The organism is Kitasatospora sp. NBC_00315 (genome assembly GCF_041435095.1).
Taxonomy (GTDB): Bacteria; Actinomycetota; Actinomycetes; order Streptomycetales; family Streptomycetaceae; genus Kitasatospora.
In genome coordinates this window covers 7,116,018-7,142,122 of sequence record NZ_CP108025.1, presented here as the reverse complement: position 1 = coordinate 7,142,122, position 26,105 = coordinate 7,116,018, and the positions used below count along the sequence as shown (strand labels likewise).

Below are 26,105 nucleotides of genomic sequence, written 5' to 3'. Positions count from 1 at the left end.
TCCACCGGGGTAATGGAGAGCTTCCTTGAATGACGCTGTCGAGCGAGCCATAGCAACCATGTGGGACAGATTCGACGAACCCCTGTCCCTCAACGATATTGCCGACACCGCAATACTCAGCAAATTTTACTTCTCAAGGGTTTTCCGGACGCTGACCGGAACCTCACCCAGCCGGTACCTCGCAGCGGTCCGGTTGTGCATGGCGAAAAAGCTGCTGCTGGAGACCTCGGCCAGCGTCACCGACATTTCGTTCATGGTCGGATACAACAGTCTGGGCACGTTCACCAGCCGCTTCACCCGAAGCGTGGGCGTCCCGCCGGCCCGCTTCCGGATCCTGTCGGAGCTGGGCATCAGCGCGTTACCGAGGGCCCTGCTCCCCGGGGCCCCCTCCGCCCACCGCGGTTCCGTCCACGGCGAGGTGCACGTTCCGGCCACCGACCTCCCGATCCGGGTCTACGTCGCCGCCTTCAAGGAGTCGATCCCGGAGGGCCAGCCGAAGGCCTGCGACATCCTGGAGGGCCCGGGCGACTACCGGCTGTCGGGCCTGCCGGACGGCCAGTGGTTCATCCGGGTCGCCGTCGTGTCGAGCCGGCCCGTCGAGCCCCGCCCGTGGGTGCGGCAGCCACTCTTCATCGGCGCCGCCTCCTCACCGGTGGTGATCAGTGCCGGTCGCGCGGTCGAGGTCGACATCCACACCCGGCCGCTGTGCAGCCTGGACATCCCGATCCTGCTCGCGCTGCCCGAACTGGACAGCAGGGGCCCGCTGAAGAGCCTCATGGCCGTCAGGCCCCCGGGCGAGACCTCCTCGGTCGCCTACGGAGCCTGAGCGCCCGCCGCTACCGGCCGCCGCCGGCCACCAGGTGCTCGGTGGCGGCGTCCGGCGGCTGGAAGGGTCCCCAGGCGAAGGCCGCCAGCCAGACGTCCGGGTCCCCCGACCAGTCCAGTGCGTAGATCTGCTCCACCGTGCGACGTCCCGTCAGTGAGCGGTAGAGGTCGTGCCGGTGGCCCCTGACCGAGGCCACCGGCTCTCCCTCGCCCGCGACCCACTGCGCGCCCGACACCTCCAGCTGCAGCGCCGGCATCCCGTGCGAGGCGACCGCCGCGCCGAAGCCGAGCGCCACCAGGTCGAGCGCGATCGGGTACGCGGGGTGGCGGTCCACCACGGGCTCGCCGAGCACCGTCCTGATGTCGATCTCGTGCGAGAAGCAGTCCATCAGCATGATGGAGTGCTGGATGCTGTACGGCTCGGTGAGCCGTCGCTCCATGCCGGCGTCCAGGGCCGCCCAGTCGGCCAGCAGGGCGGCCAGATCGGCGCCGGGCTCCTCGACCGGGATCTCCCAGAGCTGTGCCTCGGTGCCGTCCACGACGTGCCGGCAGACCGTGACCAGATGGGCCACCACGTCCCGTATCGTCCAGCCGGGACAGGCCGGGACCGCCAGGCCACTGTCACCCGACCGCCCGGCCAGCAGGCCGGAGACGGACTCGCGCGCACTTCGGTAGGCGAGATGACGGGGCACCCGGTCCCAGGGGTTCTCGGACATGCGACTCCTCTTTCTCGGTTCGGTTCGGTTCGGTCGGCTCGGTTCGGTTCGGTCGGTTCGGTCGGCTCGGCTCGGTCGGTTTGCTTCGGTCGGCTCGTGGGTTCGCCGGGATCGGTCGGCGGACCGGAACGGTGGGGTGCGTCGGACGGGTGACCACGACGGGGAGATCACGTCGGGGCCGACCGGGGTGGCTCGGGGTGGATCAGGGTGATTCACGAGCCTCGCCGAGGCTCGCGGACGGCCGCCGGGGACAGGTCAGCCGGTGGGCCCGGCGCCTTCCGGGCCCCTGGCGGCGGCGCCGGCCTGCCGCGCCGACAACCGCCCGCCCTCGTACAGCCACCGCACGGTGTCGCTGACGCTCCGGGCCAGCGGTCGCGCAGGCGTACCCGCGGTGGGCGCGTCCTCGGCGACCGGCGCGGCGGCGGCGCAGATGTAGACCGCGCCGTACTCCGCCGGGATGTGCCACGGCCAGGCCCGCTGCAGCAGCCCCACCGCGCGGCCCACCGGAAGCATCGCGGCCGGCGGCAGGAAGAGCGCCGGCAGTCTGCGCCCGGTCACCGCGCCGACCTCCCGGAGGTACTCCCGGGTCGTCAGGAACCGCCCGGGGCCGAAGAACCGGCCCGGCTCGGCGCCCGCCCGGGCGACGGGCTCCGGCCCCAGCAGCAGGCGGGCGTGCAGGGCGGCGGTGTCGCGGACGTCCCCGAGCGGGAAGCCACCGGTCGGCCAGAACGGCATCAGGCCCCGCAACTCGTTGCGCAGGCGGGCGTTCTGGTCGCCCAGGTGGGGATCGTGCGGCCCGATCAGCCCGGGCGGGTAGCTGATCAGCACGGGCGCGCCCGCCGCCCGGAGGCGGCGGGCCACCCGCTCGGCCTGCGCCTTGCTCGCCATGTACGCCTCGCGCGGCGAACCCACCGGCGAGCCCGCGGTGACGGGCCCGGACGCCGAGGGGTAGAGCGCGGCGACGCTGGAGACGTGCACGACCCGGGCGGCTCCGGCCCGTACCGCCGCCTCCAGCACCAGTTCGGTGCCGGAGACGTTGGTACGGCGCAGCTCCGGGTGCCGGCGACTGTCGAAGGAGTACACCGAGGCGGCGTGCAGCACGGCGTCCGCGCCGCGCACCGCCGCGTCGACCGCCGCCCGGTCGGTGACCTCGCCGGTCACCACCTCGACGGCGGCCGGGAGGACACCGAGCGGCCGCAGCGCCCGGGCCACCCCCGCGGGATCGCGGGCGAGCACCCGGACCTCGGCACCACCGCGCACCAGGGCGGCGACCGAATGGGCTCCGACGAAGCCGGAGCCGCCTGTCACGCAGACCAGCATGGGAGCCTGTCCTCTCCGGGGGATGGCGGTGGTCGTCCGGGGACGTCCTACGGCTTGGCGGCCAACAGGCCCTGGCTGATGTCCTCCAGCCGGCGGTTGCGCGTCTCCGGACCGATCCAGAGGAAGCACAGCGCGGCGAGCAGGAGCGGTACGGCGCCGATCACGGCCGTCATCGCGATGGACGGAACGGTGGCCGCCAGGACGGTCATCGCCAGGATCAGCACGCCGCCCGCCTTGGTCATGCCCGCCGCCAGGCCGGTACCGCGCGAGCGCACCAGCGTCGGGTAGATCTCGGACGCGTAGCTGGCGACCACGGCCACCACCGAGCTCACCCCGGACAACGGGATCACCAGGAGGAGCGAGAGCAGCAGGTGCTCGTGGGCCAGCCTGTCGCCGGCCAGTACGAAGCCCAGCAGGGCGAGTCCGGTGAGCGCCGAGACGGCCACGATGGTCCGCCGGCTGCCCCACGCCGCGTACAGCCAGGCGGTGACCACCGTCAGCGGCAGCCCGAGCAGTGCGGCGTTGCGTACGACGTAGTCGGAGTTGACCGCCGAGTACCCCAGGTGCTGGAGGTTGGTCGGCACCCAGAGCTGGAAACCGTAGGTCATCAGTCCGACGCCCACACCGAGCACGGTGATGGCCAGCGTCGGGCTGAGCAGCGGCCGGCGCAGCAGCGTCAGATAGCTGCCGCGGTCGACCACCTCGCGGACCTCCACCTCCTCGGGAGCGATCTCCTCCACCCGTGCGCCGTACCGGAGCATCACCTGCTCCGCCTCGGCCTGCCGGCCGCGGGCCAGCAGGAACCGCGGGGACTCGGGGATCCAGCGCTGGAGGGCGATGAACAGCAGCCCGGTGGGCAGGCCGATCAGCCACAGGATGCGCCAGCCGTACGTCGGGGTGAGCCAGCCGGCCAGCCAGCTGGTGATCACGTACGCGCCCGCGATGTCCCCGCCGATCAGTACCATCAGCCAGCCCCGGTGGCGGGCCGGGATCGTCTCCGCGAGCAGGGTGAAGGTGATCGGCAGCATCCCGCCGGCGCTGGTGCCCATCACCGCGCACATCGCCAGGTTCCAGCCGAAGCTGGGCATCGCGCCGCAGATGGACGTGGTCACGAAGAGCATGCCGGCCAGGATGATGGAGGCGCGGCGGCCGATCCGGTCACCGAGCTCGCCCCAGAGCCAGGAGCCGAACACCGTCCCGCTGATGCCCACCAGCGGCAGCCAGGCCACCGAGATGTGGCCGTGCGGGTTGCCGGGGGACTTCAGACCGTACTCGTGCGCGAACCCGGGTGCCACGAAGGCCAGCGCGGTCGGCTTCATCACGTCGATGGTGACCGCGATCGCCATCACCACGGCGAGCGCGACGTGGGCCGGCCGCATCGGGGTGTCGTCGAGTGCGGAGACCCGGATCCGCGCCGCCGACCGCTTGATGTCGCCGCTGCGCCGCGGCACCACGCCGTAGAACACGGCGGCCATGCCGAGCACGATCAGGGTCATGCCGACGAGCATCTCCGGGTCCGGGTCCATCCCGGCCAGGCGGTATCCCATGTCGCGGGCCATCAGGAACATGGGCAGGTGCAGGAGGACGCCGGCCGTGCAGGCGGCCGCTCCCAGCCAGAAGGCTACCGGGTGTTCGAAGCCTCTGATCCGCCCGGCGGCTGCGCCGGCGGTCGTTCGGGACATGAGTCTCCCCCTAGATGTCGTGACCGGTGGGTGCCGCGCACACGGGAACGCTCCCTCGGCACGGCCGAAGCCATCCTGGTGCGGGGAACACCCGCATGGCTTCTCGCAGCGTGCCCGACCGGCGACGGTATGACGGACCGTCAATGTGACAGCATGGCGCGGCGTGTGCTCAGTCCTCGCCCCGCCCGGTCGGCGATCCGACGGCCTTCAGCAGGACCGGTACCGCCTCTCCCTGGAAGTCGACGCCCGGGTCGAAGCTGTGGATCATCCCCTCCAGCACCAGGAGCGAGAGCAGCGGGAAGGCGAACTCCGCGGCGGCGAAGATGCCGTACCTGCGCTGCAGCTTGAAGAGCCGCGGCGCGAACGCGGCCAGGTTGAACTCCCCGGCGACCACCGCCGAGGACTCCGCGACCAGGTTCTCCACCTCGACGCCGAAGGCGTCCAGATCGCCCTTCTCGGGCAGCCGGGCGGCACTGTCGATCACGATCTCGGCGCAGCGCCGTCCCTTGCCGAGCGCCATGTTGAGGAAGAACTCGCCGAAGTGCCGCCGCACCCGGTCCGGCAGGGCGACCACGAAACCGGCGTCCAGCAGGACGACGTCCCCCGCGGCGTCCAGGCGGAGGTTCCCGGGGTGCAGGTCGCAGTGCACCAGGCCGTCCAGGAAGAGCATCTGGTAGACCACCCGGAGCACCCGGCGCATGGCCTCCCTGCGCTGCTCCGGGCTGTACGGCTCCGGCCGGAACTCCCGGAGGTCGTCGAGGTACTCCATCACCAGGACCTGGTCCCGGCAGTGCTCGGGGAGGGGCCTGGGCAGCCGGACCCCGGCGACCGCCGCCAGGTTGCCGCGCAGGCGTTCCAGCGAGACGCGCTCCGCCGCGAGGTCGGTCTGCGCGAGCACCGCGGAGCCCACCTGCCCGAGCATCTCCTCGGCGGGGAGACGTCGCAGGCCGGGCAGCCGGCCGGCCGCCCGGGCGAGGGCGCCGGCCAGCCGGAAGTCGCCGGTCATCACCGGCACGATGCCGGGCCTGCGGATCTTCACCGCGACCACCGTGCCGTCGGCGAGCACCGCGCGGTGCACCGTGGCGATGCTGCCGCTGCCCACCGGCTCCCAGTCGAACGACCGGAACGGCCACTGCCCGGCGGGGCCGAACTCCTCGGTGAGCACCGCGGCGATGGCCTCCCTGGGTGGCGCCGGCACCGTGTCGGTGAGCCTGCCGAGCTCGGTGCACCAGACCTCCGGCAGCAGGTCGCGCCGGGTGCTGAGCAGCTGGCCGACCTTCACGTAGAACGGGCCCAGATCCGTGAGCATCGCGGGGGCGACCGCCGCCAGCCGCGCCGACACCGACTGCGCGCCGCCCCTGCGCAGAACCGCGCCCGAGAGCGCGTGAGCGGTGTGCCGTAGCGCCACCGCGCCGATCCGGGCCGCCCGGCGGCCGAGACCCACCGTGCCCGCGTCCGCATCTCCCATGAGGCTCCCCCTCGTCAACTGTCTTTCGTACCGGTCCTGTTCGGGACGGTGGTACCGATGATCCGAACCTGTCGCCCGACGGTCTTCTCCCAACGTGCCCGGTCGTACCGCCGGGTGGACGGGCACGACGGGCGGTACGCGGACACCGGCGGCGCGGACCCGAGCGGCGCGGGCCGGGGCGGCGCAGGCAGGGCCCGGGGGCCCGCCCGACGCCGCTCGCCGGGCGGCCGATCGGGGCGCCGGGTCGCACGCGTGTGCGTCAGACCGTCGCCGCCGGCCGACACGCCAAGGTCGGAAGCCTGCTCGAACCGCGCTGACCTGCGTCATCGTCAAGGAACCGACGATTCGACCGGCCGGTCGAATCGCGCCGGCCCGACCGCTTCAATACCGTGTGAAGCGGTCACGGTTCGACCGCACCGGGCAACCCGGAGCGATGTCGCGCCCCCCTTCGACGCGGCCCGGGCACCCGGGCGGCCGCGCTGCCCCGGCCCCTCGGACCGGAGCAGGAGGCCCGCCCGCGGCGCCGTGGCCGCCGTCGCGGTCCGCACGCCCGCGGGCCGGAGCCCGCCCGGTACGGGCCGGTCGAACCCAGGAGAAGGAGAGCCCCATGGAGAGTCTGCTCAGCGGCCGGTCGGCGATCGTCTACGGCGCCGGCGCGGTCGGCGGCGCGGTCGCCAAGGCCTTCGCCCGGGAGGGCGCCCAGGTGTTCGTGGCCGGCCGTGGCGAGGCCTCCCTCAAGCAGCTCGCGGACGAGATCGCCCTGGCCGGCGGCACCGTGGAGACGGCCCAGGTGGACGCGCTCGACCGGTCCGCCGTCGAGACCTTTGTCGCCTCCGTGGTGGAGCGCACCGGGCGCCTGGACGTCTCCTTCTGCGCCACCTCCACCCGTCGGCCCGGCGGCGACCAGGGTGCGGCCCTCGGCGAGCTCTCGTTCGAGGACTTCTCCCTGCCCATCATCGACTTCACCAAGGCACAGTTCGTCACGGCGAACGCCGCCGCCCCGCACATGACCGCCCGCAAGCAGGGCGTGATCATGATGATGACCGCGGTGCCCTCGCGCATCCCCTACCCCTACACGGCCGGCTTCGGGCCGGCCTGGGCCGCGGTGGAGGCCTTCTCCCGTACCCTCGCCGCCGAGCTCGGGCCGGACGGGGTCCGGGTGGTCTGCCTGCACTCGGCCGGATCGCCGGAGGCGCCCCGGAGCGTGGAGTCCACCCTCGCCGTCGGCAACCCCGCGCTGCCCGGCCGGATGGAGGGCTGGGGCCGGCGCTCCGAGGCGCGCAACCTGCTCGGGCGGGCGCCCTCGCTGGCGGACGTCGGGAACATGGCCGCCTTCATGGCCTCCGACCGGGCCGGTGTCACCACCGGCACCATCGCCGACCTGACCGGCGGCATGGTCAACTGCTGACCGCCCCGACCCGACCCGCCGACCCGGTCCGCCGGACCCGCCCCACGCGGGCCCGGCGGACCGGGTCGTTCCCGGAGCGGCCCCGGAGCGGCCCCGGACGGCGGAGCGTGTCGATCCCGCCCCGGCCCCGGCCGTCAGATCCAGGATCCGGCCCCGGACCGTCAGATGTAGACCGTGTTGGGCTCCAGGCCGCAGAGCACCCGGCCGTACAGCTCGGCGTTGGTGTCGGGGTTGATCAGGGCGTGCAGCGCGGCGGCCTGGACGTCCCGGCCGATCCGCTGGAGCGACACGTCCTGGTGGATGGACGATCCCCCGCTGATGCTGATGAACAGGTCGATGGCCTGCTTCGCCAGCCGCGAGGCCTCGCCCTGGTCGTTGCGGACCCGGGCCCGCTCCTCCAGCGTCCACTCCTCGCCGCCGGCCGCCTTGGCGTCCACCACGGCGGCTGCCCGGTAGGCGTGGAACTCGGCCTGGTCGATCTTGTTGACCGCCTCGGCGACCCGCAGGTGGGTGATCGGGGCCTCGCTCTGCAGGGCGTAGTCGGTGTAGGTGATCTTCCGTCCGGGCAGCCGCTCGAAGAACGCCTCCTGGGCCGCCTTCGCCATGCCGATCACCACGCCCACGCCGGAGGCCGCGGCGACCAGCGTCGCCGGGGTCCGCCAGACCGGCGAGGCCGCGTTGATCTGCGACAGGCCCTGCGGGCGCATCGCCGCCGCCATCGGGATGACCCGGTCGGCCGGGACGAAGAGGTCCCTCGCGACGGTGGTGACGCTGCCGCTGCCGCGGAGCCCGGAGGTGTGCCAGTCGTCCACGACCTCCAGTTCGGAGATCGGGACGAGTGCCATGATCGGCTCGGGCTCGCTGTCCGGGCGGAGCAGGATCGCCGCGATCTCCTGCCAGTGGGCGTGCCGCGCACCGCTGATGAACTTCCACTCGCCGTTCAGCACGATGCCGCCGTCGACCGGCGCGGCCATCCCGGTGGGGCTGTTGGTGCCGCAGACCCGGGTGTCCGGCGTCGCGAACACCTCGTCCTGGACGTGGTCGGGGAAGAGGCCGGAGATCCAGGTCGGGATCCAGTAGACCGAGGTGGTCCAGGCGATGGCCCCGTCGGCCCGGCCGAGCTCGGTGGCCACCTCGACGAGGGTGGCGGTGTCGACCTCGTACCCGCCGTATCGCACCGGGGTCCGCAGCCGGAAGATGCCGGCGGCGGCGAGTGTCTCGACCGTCTCGTCGTTCAGCCGCCGGTTCTCCTCCGACCAGGCCGCCTGCTTGCGCAGCAGCGGCACGATGTCGGAGACACGACGGACTATTTCCTCGCGGGTCGGAATTCCATTGCTCGGCATCATGGCCTCCTGGACGGGACGGTGGAATGAACGGCCGCGCCGTGGCCGGCCGATCCGTTCAGGTTCAAAATGCCATCCCCGGGCGTCCGCCGACCTCTTCAGGATTGCTGTCTTTCCGTGGCGTGGAGGTCGCATGAAACAGAGGGCAATACCGAGGAAGGCGGCGCGCGTCCGACCTGCCACCGTGAGATGACAAATGCCAGGAGTCCGGGCCTCCCCCGAGCCGTCCGGACACTTCACACCAGGAGGAACCGTGGATCTGCCAGCCGTCCTGTCCCGGGAGGAATGGCTCGTCGCGCGCAAGGAGCTGCTCGAACAGGAGAAGGAGCTCACCCGCGTGCGCGACGCGGTCTCGGCGGCCCGGCGCGGCCTGCCGATGGTGCCGGTCGAGAAGGAGTACGTCTTCGAGGCGCCCGGCGGCAACCCCACCCTGCTCGACCTCTTCGAGGGGCGGCGCCAGCTGATCGTCCGTCACTTCATGTTCAGCCCGGAGCAGGAGGAGGGGTGCCCCGGCTGCTCGATGCAGGCGGACTCGGTCGGCCACCTCTCGCACATCCACGCACGTGACACCTCCTTCGTGATGGTGGCGCGCGCGCCGATCGCGAAGATCGAGGCGTTCCGCCAGCGGATGGGCTGGGACATCCCCTGGGTCTCCTCCTTCGGCACCGACTTCAACCGCGACTTCCACGTGACGACCGACCGGGGCGAACTGCCCGCGGTGAGCGCCTTCCTGCGTGACGGCGACCAGGTCTTCCACACCAACTCGATCTTCGACCGGGGCGGGGAGGTGACCCTGAACAACTACAACTACCTGGAGATGACGCTGCTCGGCCGGCAGGAGGAGGGCCTGGAGCACCCCTGGGACTGGTGGCGCCTGCACGACAGGTACGACGCCGAGGGCTCGACCGGGCCGGGCCAGAACTGGTGGAACGGCGAGGACAAGTTCAGCTCCTGAGTCGACGGGGGAAGGGCTGTGGCCCGGGCGCTGGACCGCCCGGGCCACAGCCCTTCCCCCTGCTCCCCGGCCGGGGTCAGAGTTCCCCGGCGAGGAACCGCAGGATCAGGTCGTTGACCACCGCCGGCTGCTCCACCAGGCCGATGTGCCCGGCGCCCTGGACGATCTCGGCGTGGGAGCCCTTCGGCAGGCCCTCCACGATGGTGGCCAGCACCACGTCGGTCAGGGCGAAGCTCGGGTCCTCGGCGCCGAACAGGTTGAGGGTGGGCTGGACCGGCGGGGCGCCCCAGACGGCCGCCTGCTCGGCGGCCCAGTCGGGTGAGCCGAACCCGGCCGGCGGGAAGGCCGTACGGTACAGCGCGAGGGCCGCGCGCAGGTTCTCCGGGGCGCGCAGGGCGTCCTTGGCGTACCGGAGGTCCTCGGTGGCGTCGAAGCCCTCGGCCGTGAACTTGCGGTAGATCCAGTCGAGGTAGGCCAGATCGTCGGCGGCCAGCACCTGCTCCGCCACGTCCATCTGGAAGAACCAGAAGTGGTTCAGCGCCTCGATGCCCTCCGGGGTGAGCACCAACGGCCCGAAGACCTGCAGCGGCGGGACGTCGCAGACCACCAGCTTCGACCAGCGCTGCGCCGCCTGGGCCGCGCCGAAGGCCGCCGGGGCGCTGAAGTCGTGCCCGACCAGGACGGCGTCCTCCTCGCCGCCGAGCGCCTCGTGCAGGGCGTTGGCGTCGGCGACCAGATCCGCGATCCGGAAGCTGCCGTCGGCCGGCAGCGCGCTCGGGGCGAAGCCGCGCAGATACGGCGCCACCACCCGGTACCCCGCGTCCGCCAGGGCCGGCATCAGATGACGATAGGTCGCCGGGGACATCGGAAAGCCGTGCAGCAGCAGGGCGAGCGGCCCCCGGCCCATTTCGGCGTACGCGAAGTCGATACCGTTCGCGGTGATTCGCTGGAGTTCCACGGTGATTCCGTTCTCGAAGGGTGCGGGAACGCGGAAGTGGACCGGAGGCCCCGGCGCGCAATTCGCCGGTGACCCCTCCGGTCGCCTTCCAGGGTGCCCCCGAAAAGGCCCGTCACCTTCTCCCAGGCTGCCCTTGACATTCCCGCGCGAGGCAGCGCGCGCCGCCGGCCGGGCGCATTCCGGAAAATGCGTCGGGGCGCCGCCCGTTTCCGGTGCGGCGCCCCGACGGTCGCGGGCTGCGGTCCCTGTCAGTGCGAGGTGGCTTCCTCGCCCACGGCGAGCTGTGCCTCGGGGGCCGCCGCGACCGGCTGCCCGACCCGCGGGCGCAGTCCGAACCAGATGAAGGCCGTCGCGACCAGCGTGACGATCACGTTGACGGCGAGCGCCAGGTGGATGCCGTCCAGCTCCACCGTCCGGGTGGCGGCGATCGCGCTGAGCACCGGGATGCCGAGCGTGACGGCCACCTGCTGGCTCAGCGCGGTGAGACCGGTCGCGAGGCCCTGCTCGGAGTCGGGCAGTCCGGAGGTGGCGGTGACCGTGTAGGCCACGATCGAGGTGACGTGCCCGAAGAACCCGATGAACAGGGCGGGGATCAGGACCGCCAGCATCACGCGGTCGGTGCCGACCAGGAGCAGCGGCGCGGTCGCCAGGCTCTGCGCGGCCATACCGACCACCAGGACGGTACGGCTGCCGAACCGTCCGATGGCCCGGCCCGCGATCACGCCGGCCGCCACCGCCGCGAGGCCGGGCACCCCGAAGATCAGGCCGGTGGTCAGCGGCGCGAGGTGCAGCACGTTCTGCAGGTAGAGCGTCATCAGGAAGATCAGCGCGCTCTCCATGGCGAACACCAGGAAGCCGGCGAAGTTGCCCCACTTCACCGTCGGCCGCTTGAGGATGCGCACGGAGGCCAGCGGCGCGGGGGCGCGCAGCTCGATCGCCCAGAACACCCCGAGCAGCACCACGCCGATCGCGGCGATCGCGATGTTCTTGTCGATCACGCCGTAGATGAAGGCGAGCAGGCCGCCGGTGACCGTGACGGCGCCGGGCAGGTCGAGCCGGACCTTCTCGGGCGCCCGGCTGTCGGCGATCAGCCTCGGCGTCGCGATCAGGATGACCAGCGCCACCGGGACGTTGATCAGGAAGGCCCAGCGCCAGCTCAGCAGGCCGACGAGCGTTCCGCCGACGAGGGCGCCGACCGTGAAGCCGCCGGAGAGCAGCGCGCCGTTGAGGCCCAGCACCCGGTCCCGCATGGCGCCTTCGGAGAAGGAGGTGATCAGCAGCGAGAGGGCCGCCGGCGCCGCCATGGCGGTCGAGAAGCCCTGCAGCACGCGCGCGGTGAGCAGGAGCCCGGCGCTGTCGGCGAAACCGCCGAGGATCGAGGCGACGGCCAGCAGGGCCACGCCGGTCAGGAAGAGCCTGCGTCGGCCGAACAGGTCCGCGATCCGGCCGAACAGCAGGGTGAACCCCGCCGCCGGCAGTGTGTACGCCGAAGCCACCCAGGGCAGGTCGGACTGGGACATCCCCACGCCGGAGCCGATCTTGGGCAGCGCAACGTTCAGGATCGAGAAGTCCACGGAGAGCATGAACTGCGCGCCCAGCAGCACGAAGAGTGTCAGCTTCAGCCGGGCGCTCATGCGTTCCCGTGCGTTCGGAGGTGTGGTCATGTACGCAAGGGTGGGAGATCACGGCCGGGCTAGCCAGACACCCGCTGTTCGTATCACTGCCAAAGGGAGGATCAAGCGGGCCATTTTTCTGCATAATGGGCCACATGGACGACCTCGGGAGTTTCCTCAAGTCCCGTCGTGCCAGGCTCCGGCCGGAGGACGCCGGTCTCATCCGCTACGGTGAACGCCGTCGGGTACCGGGCCTGCGCCGGGAGGAACTCGCTCAACTGGCCGGTGTGAGTGCCTCCTACTACGCACGGCTCGAACAGGGCCTGGGGCAGAACGTCTCGCAGACGGTGCTGGACGCGCTCTCGCGCGCGCTGCGCCTCGACGGGCCGGAGCGAGCCCATCTCGCGACGCTCGCCCGCCCGGCCCGTCCGACGGACCGGCCGGGCGCCGGCAACCAACTCCCTTTGGGGCTGCGCCGACTGGTCGACATGGTGAGCGACGTCCCGATGATGGTGCTGTCGCCGTCCGCCGACGTGCTCGCCTGGAACCCGCTCGCGCACAGCCTCTTCGCGGGGCACCGGAGCGAGTTACCCAACATGACCCGGTTGATCTTCCTCGACCCGCAGATGCGTCTGCTGTTCGTCGACTGGCGGGCGAAGGCCGAATCCGTGGTGGCCCACCTGCGGCTGGTGTCCGCGAGGTATCCGGAGAACCGGCGAATCGCCGCGCTGGTCACCGAACTCTCCGTGGAGAGCGCCGATTTCGTCGATCTCTGGGGCGACCACTCGGTGGCCGACTGCGACTCGTTCACCAATGACCTGATGCACCCTCTGGTCGGCCCGCTCAGCGTCCGCCAGGAGGTCCTCCGGGCGGACAGCGGCGCGGACCAGCTCCTGGTGGCCTTCACCGTCGAACCGCACTCACCGTCGGAGCGGGCGCTGCGACAGCTGGCGGACCTGCTCTCCGGCGTCGCGGCGCACGCCTTCCCGACGGGCTGACCGGGCCCGCGCGGGTCGTCCGCGCCGGGGCCCGGCGCGGAGTGGCGGCTGCGGCCCGGGGGCACGTAGCTCCTCGGCCAGAGTCAGCCCGACGGCCCGACGGCCCGGCGGCCTGGCAGCCCGACAGCCCGACAGCCCGGCCGGTCAGAGTCCGGCCAGGGCCAGCCGGGCTCGCTCCGCCAGCGCGTCGGCGCCGCAGGTCCGGGCGAGTTCCAGGCCCCGTTCCAGCGCTCGGCGCGCCTCCTCACCCCGGTCGGCGCGGCGCAGGGCCGCGCCGAGGTCGACCAGCGCGATGGCGTGCTCGTACGCCGCCGGGGACTGTGCCAGGCGGCGGACCGCCTCCTCCAGCAGTTCCACCGACTCCGCGTCCCCGCGCACGGCCGCGCTCACCCGCAGCGCACTGCCCACCGCCGAGTGCGTGCCGGTCCGCTCCGCTCTGCGCAGGGCCTCGTCGGCGAGGTCGCGGGCCCTGGCGCGGTCCTGCCCGAGGGTGGCGAGGGCGAGGTGGCCGGTCCACGGCGCCCAGACGGGGTTCTGCCAGCCCCGGGTGTCCAGCAGGGCCCCGGCCTCGGTCAGCGCGACCCGCGCACCCGCCGGGTCGCCGCCCGCCAGCAGCAGCCTGCCGTGGAGGGTGGGCGCGTCGGGGAGGACCATCACCGTGGGAAAGGGCGGTTCGAAGGAGTACTTCCGGGCGAGTGCCAGGGCCTCGTCGGTCCGGCCCCGCGCCAGGAGCGTGTCGGCGAGCACGCCGACGGCGAACCACTGGAGGGGGATGCCGGGGGCGATCCGCTCGGCCGAGCGCAGGGCGCGGCGCAGAAAGTCCTCCGCCTCGCGGAGGTTGCCCTGACGGAACCGGAGCAGCCCCATCAGGCAGTACGCGAAACCGAGGTGGGCACCGCTCCAGCCGGCCACCTGGTAGGCCCAGACGGCTTCGTCGAACAGGGCCTCCGCCCGGTCCGCGCGGTCGGCGTACAGGTAGCTGATACCGAGGACCCCGGGCAGTTCGAACCCCCAGAGGGTGTTGGTCCATCCCAGGCTCCGATGCGGCCGGCCGTCCTCCAGGGCCAGATCGGCCGTCGCCACCGCCTCCGTCGCGGGGCGCCCGCGCAGCGTGAGGTCCCAGCAGTGCAGGACGCGTACGGCGCTGACGGTGCTCCGCTCCCCGCCGTCGAGCGCGCTCGCGAACCGGGCCAGGCTCCGGGAGCGGGCCGGGCCGTCGTCCTCCCGGGCCTGGAACGCGGTGAACATGAAGTGCGCGACGTCCAGCCGCTGGCGTCCGGGCCCCGGCGGCGTCGCCAGCGCCTCCTCCCGGCACACCCGCGCCGCCTCGCCCAGGTGGTTGCTGTGTGCGAGTGCCTGGGCCAGCCGGAAGGTCGCGTCCACCCGCAACTCCGGTCTCAGGCCCGGGCGTTCCTCCAGAGCGAGCCGCAGCTGGTCGACGGTGGCGGCCGGGTCGGTGAGCAGCGAGGAGCAGCCCAGTTCGTAGCGGACCTCGGCGCGCTCCTCGTCGGCGGGCGGTTCGCTCATCGCGCGCCGGAGGCAGCGCCGGGCGGCGTCGGGGGCGCCGATCGCCAGGTGCTCGGCCGCGGCCCCGCGCAGCGCGGCGACGGTTTCATGGTCACCGTCGGGGACGGTCTCCAGCAGGTGGCGGGAGGCGGCCAGCAGGCCCTGTCCGGCGTTCTGGATCTCGGTGGCGGCGACCCCGTGCATCGCGGTACGGGTGGCGGCCGGCATCGACTGGTAGACGGAGGTGGCGATCAGCGGGTGGACGAACTCCAGCCGCCCGTCGGCCGCGTCGGTCAGCACCCGGTGCCGGCGCAGCTCGCCGACCGACCGGGCCGCGGCCGCGGGCCCCTGGGCGCAGATGGCCGCGGCGAGTTCGGGACGGATGCCGGTGCCGAGCATGGCGGCGGCCCAGGCGAACTGCAGGGTGCCCGCGCCGAGCCTGTCCAGCCAGCCCCGCAGGGTCATGCCGCGTGCCTCGGCGGCCAGTGGCCGCAGTCGGCCGCTGTTCTCCTCCACGGGCGCGAGGTCCTGCTCCAGGACCCGGCGCAGCAGGGTCGCCGTCTCGAAGGGGTTGCCACCGGTGACCGTCCACACCTCCCGGCAGAAGGCGTCCTCGGCGGCCTTCCCGAGCCGGCCGCGGACCAGGTCGGCGACCGAGGCGGGCTTGAGCGGGCGCAGTTCGTACCTGGTCCCGGCCCGCGCGACCAGCTGGTGCAGCGGCGCCGCGTCGTCGGCGAACTCGTCGCGGTGGGCGAGGACGAGGAGCACGGGCAGCTCACGTGTGTGGACGGCGAAGGCGGCCAGCCAGCCCAGCGACTCGAGATCGGCCCAGTGCAGGTCGTCCACCATCAGCACCAGCGGGGCCCGGAGCCGGGCGAGGCGGGCGAGCACGAAGTCCAGGCCGTCCCGGACGCCCTGCGGGTCGAGCCGGCCGGCGGGCGGCGTCAGTCCGACCGCGGGCCCCACGATGTCGCCCCAGGAGCCGAAGGCCTCCTGTCGCTCGGCGTCCGAGAGCGTGCCGACCACCGGCCGCAGCAGCTGACGCACCACGTGGAAGGGATCGTTGCGCCGCCGCTCACCGCCGCGGGCGAACAGGACGGTGCAGCCGGCGTCGTGGGCGGCCGACCGCCGTACCTCGGCGAGCAGGGCGGTCTTGCCCAGGCCGGGGCGGCCCGCGTAGAGGAGGATCCCGCCGGCTCCCGGCGCTCCCGGTGGTTCTCCCACCGGCGCTCCCCGCAGCGAGCCGACGGCCTCCTCGGCCGCCCGCAGCTCCCGCTCCCGCTCGTGCAGTGCGGGGGCGGTGCCCGGCGGGGCGGCCCGCCGTTCACCGGGCGCGTCCGACTCGCCCGGGCCGTGCTCCTGGTGGGTCACCCGCAAGTCCTTTCACCAGCCTCGTCGCGCCTCAGAGCCTAGCGCCGGGCGGCGGGCCCCGGGGCACTGTCCGGCGAGACCGGCCGGGCGGAGCGGAGCGCGCGCGGCGTACGCCCGCCGTCGGAGGGCGGCCGTCGGCGACGCTCCGTCAGTTCGGTTCTGAGGCAGGGCGATCCGGTCACCGCGCGGAAGGCCTGCGCGGGCCCGCCGGTGCAGTCCCACTGCTGGAGCAGGGCGCCGTCCGCGGTGGACACGTCGGTGACGTCGAGGCACTTGCCGCTGTTGCGCGCCACGAAGGTGTGGGTGCCGTCGGCCTGCGGGGTGGGCTTGAACTGCTGGTTGGCGCCGCCGCCCCACTGCCAGGTCTGGATCTTCGCGCCGTTGGAGGTGGAGGCGCCGGAGACGTCGAGGACCTGGCCGGCCGAGGCCGCGTTGCGGTCGGTGATGCGGTAGTAGCCGCTGTCGGTGGCGGTGAACTGCCACTGCTGGTTGGCACCCGACGAGCAGCTCCCCTGCTGCACGGCGCTGCCGTTCGCGCTGCCCGCGTCGTCCACGCACGTGCCGGAGTTCGGGTTGGCGGCGGTGTACCAGGCGCTGGTGCTGATCGGGCCGCCGCCGGTGGGGCTGCTGGTCGGGCTCGGGCTCGCCGACGCACTCGGGCTCGGGCTCGCTGACGCACTCGGGCTCGGGCTCGGGCTTCCGGTCGGGGCGCCCGGCTGGGTGAACTTGGCGATGTGGCCGAGCAGGTAGTACTCGGCGTTCTTGGTGCAGGTGCCGTTGGAGATCTCGACGACGCCGTTGCAGGCGGTGCCGCACCCGCCGTACTGCGGGCCGCCGTTGGCGTCAGGTCCCCGAGGATCTCTCGATCGCCGGCTTCGACGACGTCCACCTCAGCAGCAGCACCGTCCCGATGCTGACCACCGTCCGCCAGCCGCTCGGAGAGCTCGGCAGGATGGCCGTCAGCCTGCTGATGCGCCTGATGGAGGGCCACGCGGTCGAGGCCCTCCACGTCGAACTCGCCACCGAACTCATCGTCCGCGGCTCGACGGGCCCGGTACCGAGCGCCTAGCCGTGCGGCGCCGCACCGCCTCTCCCGGTCGCCGTCGCGGCCACCCTCGATCCCACCCCGGCCGTGCGGCGCTGCCCGCCGGCCGTACCGGCCGGTACGTGGGCCGAAACGGCCGGTACGTGAGGCGTACCGGCCGGTACGTGAGGCGGCCCGGCCGGTACGCGGTGCGGGCCCGGCAGAACGCGGTGCGGGCCGCTCGGTGCCCGGTGGCCCTGGACCGAGGTCTGCGCGGCTCCGGCCAGCGAGCGGCGCTCCGGGTGCCGGCCGGCCGGGATCCGGGGGAGCAGCGTCAGCTCGCCGACCAGACCGCGGACGGTGACCACCCGCCACAGGGAGGAGAGCAGCCCGTCCTCGCCCACGAACGCGGGGGCGGTGGTCGGCTCGCCGCCGGCCAGGCGGTAGCGGATCGTCACGGGCTGGACGGGAGCGCCCGCCTCCAGGGCGGCCTGGAAGGCGGCGGGCCGGAAGCGTCCGCCGCCCTGCCCGCACCAGGTGCTGCCCTCCGGGAAGACCACCACGTGCTCGCCGCGGCGCAGGGCCGCCGCGATCTCCTCGACCGTGCGCGGCAGCGTCCGCAGGCGGTCTCGCTCGATGAAGATGGTGCCGATCCCGGCGGCCAGCCGGCCGATCAGCGGCCAGCCGCGGACCTCCGTCTTGGCCAGCATCCGGCCCGGTCGGACGGCCTGGATCAGCAGGATGTCCAGCCAGGACACGTGGTTGGCCACCAGCAGCGCACCGCCGCCGACCGCACCGCCGCCGACCGCCTCGTCACCGGCCGCGGCACCACCGCTCGCGCCGCCGTACGCCCGGCCCCTGGCGCCGGCCGGCCCGGCCGTGCGGATCCGTACCCCGGCGGCGGCGACCAGCAGCCGGCACCAGCCGCGCATCAGCCGCTCCGCCGGCAGCGCCGGCACCCCGGCCCCGCCCTGACGCCCCGCCGGCCCGCAGGTCGTGCTCGGCGGGCGACGGTCCCGCAGCAGCGGCGCGAGGAGCAGGCCGCCGACGAGCACGGCGGCGAGCGCCGCGCAGCGCAGCACCCGGCGCGGTACCGGGACGGTCGGCCCCGGCCCGGTCACGCAGGTCTCGGGCGTGCACGGCGCGGTCGGCAGCCAGCCGCTCATCCGGCTGCCGCGACGGCCGCCGGTCCGGCGGAGAGGAAGTGGCGCAGGTAGCGGGGGTCGATGCGGTCGAGCGACAGCAGCACGTACAGGTCGGCGACGCCGAACGCCGGGTCCAGGGCGGGTGCGCCGCAGACCCAGGCCCCGAGCCGCAGGTAGCCGCGGAGCAGCGGCGGAAGACCGGTACGGACCGCCGGCCGGACGATCCCGGCCGGGTCCCAGGGGCGGAGCGGGCGGACCCGGTACTCCTCGGGGGCGAGGTGCTTGGCGGCCACCGCGTCCCAGACCGCGGCCGCCGTCGCCCCGCCGTCGGCCAGCGGGACCGAGCAGCAGCCCGCGATCCACCGGTTGCCGGACTCGACCAGGTAGCGCGCGAGGCCGCCCCACATCAGGTTGATGACGGCGCCGGTGGCGCGGTGGTCGGGGTGGATGCAGGAGCGGCCGACCTCGACCAGGCCGCCGCGCAGCGCGGCCAGTGCGGAGAGGTCGAACTCGGTGTCGGAGTAGAGCCGGCCGGCCCGCGCGGCGCGCTCGGGCGGGAGCAGCCGGTAGGTTCCGACGACCTCGCCGGTGGCGTCCTCCCGGACGATCAGGTGCTCGCAGTGCTCGTCGAAGGCGTCGACGTCCAGACCGGGTACCGGGGTGTCGAGGACGGCTCCCAGCTCGCCCGCGAAGACCAGGTGCCGCAGCCGCTGGGCCGCCCGCAGATCGGCCTCGTCGCGGGCCATCAGGACGGAGTAGCCGCCCGCCGTCGCGGCGGCGCGCTGCGGCGCGGTGGCGGGTGCGGCGCCCGGGCCGGACCCGAGCCGCGCGGCGGGCGCGGCACGGGGGGCGGGGACGGTCGGCGTGGCAACGGTCGGCGTGAGGACGGGCGCAGTGGTCATGGTGAGTCTCCGGGTACGCGAGCGTGGAGGCGGGCGCGTGCAACCGAGGTGCCGGCTCGCCGTTCGGGCGACTGTTCCTGCGGGTGGGGTGGCACCCGTATGTCTCGCCGAGCAGGCTGGCGTCCAGGTGGCCATTCGGAGACGCGGGGATGTGCACCTGCTGAAGGGCTCGCCGGAGCCCCGGCAGCGGCCGTCGGAGCACGAGCGGCCACCTGCTCGTCATCTCGCGATGGGCACGGCTTGACCCGGACGACACCGTCCTCTGGCAGGGGCGGCGGCCCGCGACCGCCCGGCTCCCGGGCCCTGGCGGTCTCCCAACCTCCGCCCCCGGTACGGCTCCTGGCCGACGCCCGGTCGCCGCCGCGGCCCCGGGGGCGGCCGACGGCCCGGGGCGGCGGTGCTCGGCCGCGGCGGCCGCGCTGGGCCGACCGGCCCAGCGGGCCCTGCGTACGCGGGGGGCCGTTCGTAGGGTGGCTCCATGGGCCGCTCCCCGCACTCGTACCGCTCACCGGTGGGCCCCCGCGTGGCCGCCGCCGCAGTGGCCGCCGTCCTGTCCGCCGCCACCGGCGCTCCCGCACGCGCCGCGGATCTGCCGCCGCTTCAGCCGCCGCCGGGGATGTCCGCCGCGGGCGGCGAGCGGCTGGCGCTGCCCGGTGTCCAGGCGGAGCCGTCGGGTGCGAGCGCCCCGCCCGAGCTGTCGGCCCTCTCCTGGATGGTCTCCGACCTCGGCACCGGCGAGGTGCTGGCGGCGAAGAACGCGCACTGGCCGCTGCCGCCGGCCAGCACCCTGAAGGCCCTGTTCGCCGACACGCTGCTCCCCCGGCTGTCGGCGGACGCCGTGCACCGGGTCTCAGCCGCCGACCTCAGCGACGTCGGCGAGGGCAGCAGCCGGGTCGGCATTCAGGCCGGCCAGTCCTACAAGGTCTCCGACCTGTGGCTGGGGGTGTTCCTCCGCTCGGGGAACGACGCCGTCCGCACCCTGGCCGCGATGAGCGGCGGCGTCCCCGCGGCCGTCGGCGCGATGCAGGCGAGGGCCACCGCGCTCGGCGCCCTGGACACGCATGTGGTGTCCCCCGACGGCTACGACGCGCCCGGGCAGGTCTCCTCCGCCTACGACCTCACCCTGATCCTGCGCGACGCCCTGGCGAACCCGGACTTCGCGCGGTACTCCACCACCAGGGTCGCCACGTTTCCCGGCGGCAGGACCGCGAAGGGCACGCCGGCGCCGTCGTTCCAGATCCAGAACACCAACCGGCTGCTCGCCGGCACCGGCGGCGTCCCCCGCTACCCGGGGCTGATCGCCGGCAAGAACGGCTACACCGCGCAGGCCGGCAACACCCTCATCAGCGCGGCCTCCCGAGACGGGCACACCCTGGCGGTGGCCCTGCTCAACCCCAGGAGCGGCAAGCCCAACGCCGTGTACGAGGAGACCCGGCAGCTCCTCGACTGGGGGTTCGCCGCCCGGGGCGAGGCCGCCGCCGTCGGCGCGCTCACCGGCGCCGCGGCGCTGCCGACCGCCGCGGGCCCGGCGCAGGCCCCGTCCCGCCGGCCCTGGCTGACCGCCGGACGGGCGGCCGGCCTCGCGCTGCCGGTACTGGCCGTCGCGGCCGTGGTGGCCCTCCGGCGCCGACGCGTCCGCGGGGTTCCGCGGATCCTCTGACCGGGAATCCGCGAGTCCGTTTCCTTGAAACGTTTTTGACGCCCCATCTGCTCCGGAGGAGTGCCGTCCGGCCCGCGTCCGACCGTTCCCCCGCTCCCCGGGGGCACCTGCGCGGCCCCGACCGCGCCGATCCCGCCGCCGCCCACCCCGCGCCGCGAGCACACCCCGACGACGCCCCCCCACCACGACCGCCGCGCCGAACCACCGCTGCCGCCGGGGCGGTTCGACGCCCCGGCGGGCCGTCCGGGCGGGGATCCGAGCGGGCCGTCCGGGCGGGGATCCGGGCGGCCTCGGACGCGCCGTCGGACGCGGAGGCCCGACCCCGACTTCCGCTCGCACGGTTGACCTGATTGAAGTGGCCATGGCAGGTTCATGCGGCGGGGTGCCCCCAACCGGTCACGCATCCCGTCTTCCCCCACAAGGAGAGCCATGTTCAAGAGACTTGCCGCCACATTCGGCGCGGCAACAGTCGTCGCGGGCGCCATGACCTGTGTCGCCACCCCGGCGCAGGCCGTCCGGGCCGCCGATCTCACGGGTACGATCGCCCTGAGCAACTGCTCGGCCTCGCTGGTTCGTTACCCCTCCTCGGTCGACACCGACCGGGCCCTGATGCTCACCAACGGGCACTGCCTGCCGACCATGCCGACCGCGGGGCAGGTCATCCAGAACACCACGGCCAGCCGCAGCGGCACGCTGCTCGGCCCCTCCGGCTCCTCGCTCGGCACCGTCCAGGCGGACAAGGTGCTCTACGCGACCATGACGGGAACCGACGTCGCGCTCTACCAACTGACCGACACCTACGCGTCCATCAGCACCAAGTACGCCACGACGGCGCTGACGATCGGTGACACCCACCCGGCCGACGGCTCCTCGATGTTCATACCCTCCTCGTACTGGAAGCAGGTCTGGAACTGCTCCGTCAACGGGTTCGTCGACACCCTGCGCGAGGACCAGTGGACCTGGCACGACTCGATCCGCTACAGCTCCGGCTGCAACACCACGCACGGCACCTCCGGCTCGCCGATCGTCGACGCCGCGACCAACAGGATCGTCGGCATCAACAACACCGGGAACGACGACGGTGCGGTGTGCACCCTGAACAACCCCTGTGAGGTCGCCGCCGACGGCACCACCACGGTCACCAAGGGCCAGAGCTACGGTGAGGAGACCTACTGGTTCACCACCTGCCTGGGCACCGGCCGCGCCATCGACCTCAGCGTCAGCGGCTGCCTCCTCACCAAGCCGGCCGGCAGCGCCGTCACGGTGACCGGCCCGGGCAACCAGTCCACCGCGCTGAACGGCACCGCCAACCTGCAGATCCAGGCCAGTGGCGGCACCGCCCCGCTGACCTTCACCGCCACCGGCCTGCCCACCGGCCTGTCGATCAGCTCCACCGGCAAGATCACCGGCACCGCCACCACCGCGGGCACCTACAACGTCACCGTCACCGCCAAGGACGCCGCCAACAAGACCGGCGCAGCCTCCTTCACCTGGACGGTCAGCACCGGCGGCGGCGGCACCTGCACCCCGGCCCAGCTGCTCGGCAACGCCGGCTTCGAGACCGGCACCGCCGGCCCCTGGACCGCCAGCAGCGGCGTCGTCGACAACAGCACCGGCGAGGCCGCCCACGCCGGCTCCTGGAAGGCCTGGCTGAACGGCTACGGCTCCACCCACACCGACAGCCTCTCCCAGACCGTCACCATCCCCGCCGGCTGCAAGGCCACCCTCAGCTTCTACCTCCACATCGACACCGCCGAGACCGGCACCACCGCCTACGACAAGCTCGCCGTCACCGTCAACGGCACCGCGCTGACCACCTACTCCAACGCCAACGCCGCAACCGGCTACCAGCTGCGCACCTTCGACCTCTCCGCCTACGCCGGCCAGAGCGTCACCCTCAAGTTCAACGGCACCGAGGACGCCTCCCTCCAGACCAGCTTCGTGATCGACGACACCTCCATCGCCACCAGCTGACCCACCACGGCCCGGCCGGCCACCCCCCGGCCGGGCCGAGGCGATCGACCCACGGGGCGGCCCCGGTGTTCAACCACCGGGCCCGCCCCGGGCTTTCCGCTGCCCCGCGCCGGTGGCACCGAGTACGGCCGGGCGGCTTCGATGCCATCGACAATGTGGCATGCCCTCTTCAATTCAACGGATTTTCCTGCCACTCTTCCTATGGCCTCGGGAGTGGGGAGCGTCCCCTGCGGCCGCTCGACCCATCCGGTGACGCTGCGTCAGGAAGAGTTGGACAGTGGCTCTTCCACCCTCGTCGCGCCGATTCCTCGCGGGTTCGGCGCGTCCTCGCGGACGCGGCGTCCCGGCGGTGTCGAGTCCCCCACGGGCGCTCCCGTCCCCCCAAGAGGATCCGATGAGAAGCAGGTTGCTCCACTTCGTCACCGGGGCCGCGCTGTTGGCGGCCGCCGGCACCACCGCCCTCGCCACCCCCGCGCAGGCCACCCCGGCACCGGCGGCCCCCGCCGTGGCCGCCACCTGCACGCCCGCCCAGCTGGTCACGAACGGCGGCTTCGAATCCGGCGCCACGCCCTGGTCGGCGTCGAGCGGCGTGATCACCAGCGGCGGCGGCCAGAGCGCCCACGGCGGCAGCTCCTTCGCCTGGCTGGACGGCTACGGATCCACGCACACCGACACGCTCTCGCAGAGCGTCGTGGTGCCGGCCGGCTGCACCTCGGCCACCCTCTCCTTCTGGCTGCACGTCGACACCGCGGAGTCCGGCTCGGTCGCCTACGACAAGCTGACCGCCAAGATCGGCAGCAGCACGCTGGCGACCTACAGCAACCTGGACGCGGGCTCCGGATACGTGCAGAAGTCGTTCGACGTCTCCTCGTTCGCCGGCCAGACGGTGGCCGTCTCCTTCACCGGCGTCGAGGATTCGGGGCAGCAGACCAGCTTCGTCCTGGACGACGTCGCGCTGAACACCGCCGGGGGCGGCACCACGCCCCCGCCGCCGGACGCGACCCGGACGCCCGCCGCTCCCCGCTACACCGTCAACCTGACCGCCGACTCCTCGGGCGGCGTCTGGAGCGGGCACGAGAGCGTGAGCTTCACCAACGCCTCGGCCACCCCGCTCGGCGAGGTGTACCTGCGGCTGTGGGACAACTACCACGGCAGCTGCCCGACCACCCCGATCACGGTGACCAACCTGACGGGTGGCACCGCGGGCGCCCTGTCGGTGAACTGCACCGCACTCAAGGTCACGCTGCCCGCCGCGCTCGGCACCGGGCAGAGCGGCACGATCGGCTTCGACCTCGGCATCAGCGTGCCGAGCGGAGCCGACCGCTTCGGTCGTGACGGCGCCTTCAGCTTCATCGGCAACGCCCTTCCGGTGCTGGCGGTCAGGGACGCCGCCGGCTGGCATCTCGACCCGTACACCAACAACGGCGAGTCGTTCTACTCGCTGGCCGCCGACTTCGACGTGACCCTGGACCACCCGACCAGCCTGCTGGTCCCGGCCACCGGCACCTCGGTGGACACCCCGGGCGCGGCCGGGCGCACCGTCACCCGGGCGACGGCGAGCAAGGTCCGCGACTTCGCCTGGGGCGCGGGCCCGTTCACCCGGATCTCCGGCACGTCCCCGGCCGGTGTCAAGGTCAACGTCTACGCGGTGAGCGGCATCGGCTCCGCCGACTCGCAGTCGATGCTGAGCACCTCGCTGTCGGCCGTGGACGCGCACGCCCAGCGCTTCGGGGCCTACCCGTACACGGAGTTGGACGCCGTCCTGGACAACAACTTCTGGTTCGGCGGCATGGAGTACCCGGGCTTCGTCCTCGACCTGGTCAGCACCACCGCGCTGACGCACGAGATCGGCCACCAGTGGTTCTACGGGATCGTCGGTGACGACGAGTACAACAGCCCCTGGCTGGACGAGGCGTTCACCGACTACGCGACCGACCTCGCCCTGGGCAAGACCGGCTCGGGCTGCTGGAGCAGCGTCTCCTGGGCCTCCTCCGCCGAGAAGATCACCAACTCGATGGCCTACTGGGACGCCAACTCCTCGCGCTACTCCACCGTCGTCTACGGCTACGGCAAGTGCGCCCTGCACGACCTGCGGCGTCTGATCGGCGACACAGCGATGACCAAGCTGCTCCACGACTACGCCCAGGCCCACTGGTACGGCGTCTCGACCACGGCCGAGTTCAAGGCCGCGGCGCAGGCCGCCACCACCACCGACCTGACGTCGTTCTGGACCCAGCACCGCATCGACGGCTGATCCGGCCGGCCACCCGCTCCCCCGCCCCGCTCCGCACGCGCCCCGCGTGCGGAGCGGGGCGCTCGCGTCCACCGTGCGGGTGGGAAGCCACGGGCGGCCGAGCGACGGGCGGGCGGATGGGCGGTTTCGGCGCCTGTGCCCCCGGGCGCGGTGCACGGTGCCATGATGGGGCGCCATGCCTGCTCCCGTGTCCGGCCGACCGCTCGTCGCAGCGCTCGACCTTCGCGTCATCCGGGCCCTCCCGATCGCGACGGTCTGCTTCGTGCTGGCCGCGGCGGGCCACCTCCTCGCCTCCGGCGGCGGCGTGCCCCTGGGGGCGGCGCTGCTCGGCTGGCTGCTCACCTTCTGCGCCGCCGTGGCGGGGGCGGGCCGCGAGCGCTCGCTGCCCGCGATCCTCGGCGGGCTCGCCGGCGGTCAGCTGGGCCTCCACCTGCTCTTCCAGCTCGGGCAGCCCCACGCCCACGCGAACGCGGCGGCCACCGGGGGCCCGAGCGGCGCCGGCGGCATGACCGGGATGGCCGGGATGGCCGGGATGGACGACATGCCGGGGATGGGCGGTACGACCGCGATGCCCGCCGTACGGTCGGCTGCCGCGCTGCACCCGCATGCCACCGGGACGGCGCACGCGGCGCTCTGGTGGCACGCCCCGTCGCTCGGTCTGACGCCGGGCATGCTGGTGGGACACCTCGCCGCGACCGTGGTCGCCGGCTGGTGGCTGTGGCGGGGCGAGTCCGCGCTCTGGCGGCTGGTCCGCCTGGGCGCGACCAGGGCGCGGGCGTGGGTGTCACCGTTGCGGCGGGTGCTCCGCCTGCTCGCCGCCCTGACCCGCGCAGGGGCCGCCGGGGGCGGCGGGCCACGATCGCGTCGGGCACCGGGGAACCGCCATCGGCCCCCGGCCGGGGCCGTGCTGCGGCACAGCGTGGTGCGCCGTGGTCCACCGGTGGCGGAGTTCGCGCGCTGACGCGATCGGGCCGCCGCCGCGG

20 protein-coding genes and 2 pseudogenes are annotated in these 26,105 nt (G+C 73.5%); 11 read left to right on the top strand and 11 right to left on the bottom strand.

Annotation, left to right across the window (positions count from 1 at the left end; genetic code table 11):
* Window positions 1-58 precede the first annotated feature (58 nt).
* Window positions 59-826 carry a helix-turn-helix transcriptional regulator gene (locus OG823_RS30055; protein WP_371484705.1) on the top strand — a complete coding sequence of 256 codons (768 nt, stop codon included), beginning with the start codon at window positions 59-61 and terminating at the stop codon, window positions 824-826.
* A 10-nt stretch (window positions 827-836) separates the two neighbouring features.
* Here OG823_RS30055 and OG823_RS30050 read toward each other — a convergent pair whose 3' ends face one another.
* From OG823_RS30050 to OG823_RS30035, 4 genes are all read right to left on the bottom strand, one after another.
* A complete protein-coding gene (locus OG823_RS30050) occupies window positions 837-1,541 on the bottom strand; it encodes a maleylpyruvate isomerase family mycothiol-dependent enzyme (RefSeq protein WP_371483239.1) in 705 nt (234 codons plus the stop codon).
* A 255-nt stretch (window positions 1,542-1,796) separates the two neighbouring features.
* The gene (locus OG823_RS30045; RefSeq protein ID WP_371483238.1) at window positions 1,797-2,849 is read right to left on the bottom strand and encodes an NAD-dependent epimerase/dehydratase family protein; all 1,053 of its coding nucleotides are present in this window, start codon (window positions 2,847-2,849) and stop codon (window positions 1,797-1,799) included.
* Between the two features lie 59 nt (window positions 2,850-2,908).
* Window positions 2,909-4,543: an MFS transporter gene (locus OG823_RS30040; RefSeq protein ID WP_371483237.1), complete on the bottom strand. Its 1,635-nt coding sequence runs from the start codon at window positions 4,541-4,543 to the stop codon at window positions 2,909-2,911.
* A 169-nt stretch (window positions 4,544-4,712) separates the two neighbouring features.
* Window positions 4,713-6,011 carry an ABC1 kinase family protein gene (locus tag OG823_RS30035; RefSeq protein ID WP_371483236.1) on the bottom strand — a complete coding sequence of 433 codons (1,299 nt, stop codon included), beginning with the start codon at window positions 6,009-6,011 and terminating at the stop codon, window positions 4,713-4,715.
* Between the two features lie 607 nt (window positions 6,012-6,618).
* On the opposite strand from OG823_RS30035, the gene OG823_RS30030 reads away from it, so the two are divergent.
* A complete protein-coding gene (locus OG823_RS30030) occupies window positions 6,619-7,419 on the top strand; it encodes an SDR family NAD(P)-dependent oxidoreductase (RefSeq protein WP_371483235.1) in 801 nt (266 codons plus the stop codon).
* Between the two features lie 161 nt (window positions 7,420-7,580).
* On the opposite strand, the gene OG823_RS30025 is transcribed toward OG823_RS30030, so the two are convergent.
* On the bottom strand, window positions 7,581-8,762 hold the full coding sequence (locus OG823_RS30025; protein ID WP_371483234.1) for an acyl-CoA dehydrogenase family protein: 1,182 nt from the start codon (window positions 8,760-8,762) through the stop codon (window positions 7,581-7,583).
* Between the two features lie 253 nt (window positions 8,763-9,015).
* Here OG823_RS30025 and OG823_RS30020 point away from each other — a divergent pair, with 253 nt between their 5' ends.
* Window positions 9,016-9,717 (top strand): DUF899 domain-containing protein, encoded by a 702-nt coding sequence (locus OG823_RS30020; protein WP_371483233.1) that lies wholly within the window; start codon window positions 9,016-9,018, stop codon window positions 9,715-9,717.
* A gap of 76 nt (window positions 9,718-9,793) precedes the next feature.
* On the opposite strand, the gene OG823_RS30015 is transcribed toward OG823_RS30020, so the two are convergent.
* Both OG823_RS30015 and OG823_RS30010 read right to left on the bottom strand, forming a co-directional pair.
* Window positions 9,794-10,675 (bottom strand): alpha/beta fold hydrolase, encoded by an 882-nt coding sequence (locus OG823_RS30015; RefSeq protein ID WP_371483232.1) that lies wholly within the window; start codon window positions 10,673-10,675, stop codon window positions 9,794-9,796.
* A gap of 248 nt (window positions 10,676-10,923) precedes the next feature.
* Window positions 10,924-12,339, bottom strand: a complete 1,416-nt coding sequence (locus OG823_RS30010; RefSeq protein ID WP_371483231.1) for an MFS transporter — start codon at window positions 12,337-12,339, stop codon at window positions 10,924-10,926.
* 104 nt (window positions 12,340-12,443) lie between these two features.
* Between OG823_RS30010 and OG823_RS30005 the strand changes: the two genes are divergently transcribed.
* Complete coding sequence (locus OG823_RS30005) at window positions 12,444-13,286, top strand: helix-turn-helix transcriptional regulator (RefSeq protein ID WP_371483230.1); 843 nt, start codon at window positions 12,444-12,446, stop codon at window positions 13,284-13,286.
* Between the two features lie 144 nt (window positions 13,287-13,430).
* Here the strand turns inward: OG823_RS30005 and OG823_RS30000 are convergent, their stop codons facing one another.
* Complete coding sequence (locus OG823_RS30000) at window positions 13,431-16,082, bottom strand: AAA family ATPase (RefSeq protein ID WP_371484703.1); 2,652 nt, start codon at window positions 16,080-16,082, stop codon at window positions 13,431-13,433.
* Window positions 16,083-16,201: 119 nt separating this feature from the next.
* Window positions 16,202-16,717, bottom strand: coding sequence for an RICIN domain-containing protein (locus OG823_RS29995; RefSeq protein ID WP_371483229.1), 516 nt, complete (start codon window positions 16,715-16,717; stop codon window positions 16,202-16,204).
* Between OG823_RS29995 and OG823_RS29990 the strand changes: the two genes are divergently transcribed.
* Window positions 16,653-16,913, top strand: coding sequence for a hypothetical protein (locus OG823_RS29990; protein WP_371484762.1), 261 nt, complete (start codon window positions 16,653-16,655; stop codon window positions 16,911-16,913). The genes OG823_RS29995 and OG823_RS29990 overlap by 65 nt on opposite strands.
* A 115-nt stretch (window positions 16,914-17,028) precedes the next feature.
* Window positions 17,029-17,232 carry a substrate-binding domain-containing protein gene (locus OG823_RS29985; RefSeq protein ID WP_371484702.1) on the top strand — a complete coding sequence of 68 codons (204 nt, stop codon included), beginning with the start codon at window positions 17,029-17,031 and terminating at the stop codon, window positions 17,230-17,232.
* Here the strand turns inward: OG823_RS29985 and OG823_RS29980 are convergent.
* Window positions 17,229-18,353 (bottom strand): 1-acyl-sn-glycerol-3-phosphate acyltransferase, encoded by a 1,125-nt coding sequence (locus OG823_RS29980; protein ID WP_371483228.1) that lies wholly within the window; start codon window positions 18,351-18,353, stop codon window positions 17,229-17,231. The two genes, OG823_RS29985 and OG823_RS29980, sit on opposite strands and share 4 nt — an antisense overlap.
* A complete protein-coding gene (locus OG823_RS29975; protein ID WP_371483227.1) occupies window positions 18,350-19,234 on the bottom strand; it encodes a GNAT family N-acetyltransferase in 885 nt (294 codons plus the stop codon). The genes OG823_RS29980 and OG823_RS29975 overlap by 4 nt, the downstream gene beginning before the upstream one ends.
* Before the next feature lie 478 nt (window positions 19,235-19,712).
* On the opposite strand from OG823_RS29975, the gene OG823_RS29970 reads away from it, so the two are divergent.
* The 5 genes and pseudogenes from OG823_RS29970 (at window position 19,713) to OG823_RS29950 (ending at window position 26,083) form a co-directional block, all read left to right on the top strand.
* Window positions 19,713-20,894: a D-alanyl-D-alanine carboxypeptidase family protein gene (locus tag OG823_RS29970; protein WP_371483226.1), complete on the top strand. Its 1,182-nt coding sequence runs from the start codon at window positions 19,713-19,715 to the stop codon at window positions 20,892-20,894.
* A 372-nt stretch (window positions 20,895-21,266) separates the two neighbouring features.
* Window positions 21,267-21,941: pseudogene (locus OG823_RS29965) on the top strand (serine protease); the annotation flags it as partial.
* Between the two features lie 132 nt (window positions 21,942-22,073).
* Window positions 22,074-22,868: pseudogene (locus tag OG823_RS29960) on the top strand (putative Ig domain-containing protein); the annotation flags it as partial.
* A 394-nt stretch (window positions 22,869-23,262) separates the two neighbouring features.
* Window positions 23,263-25,122, top strand: coding sequence for a M1 family aminopeptidase (locus OG823_RS29955; protein WP_371483225.1), 1,860 nt, complete (start codon window positions 23,263-23,265; stop codon window positions 25,120-25,122).
* A 175-nt stretch (window positions 25,123-25,297) separates the two neighbouring features.
* Window positions 25,298-26,083, top strand: coding sequence for a hypothetical protein (locus OG823_RS29950; RefSeq protein ID WP_371483224.1), 786 nt, complete (start codon window positions 25,298-25,300; stop codon window positions 26,081-26,083).
* Window positions 26,084-26,105: the final 22 nt, after the last annotated feature.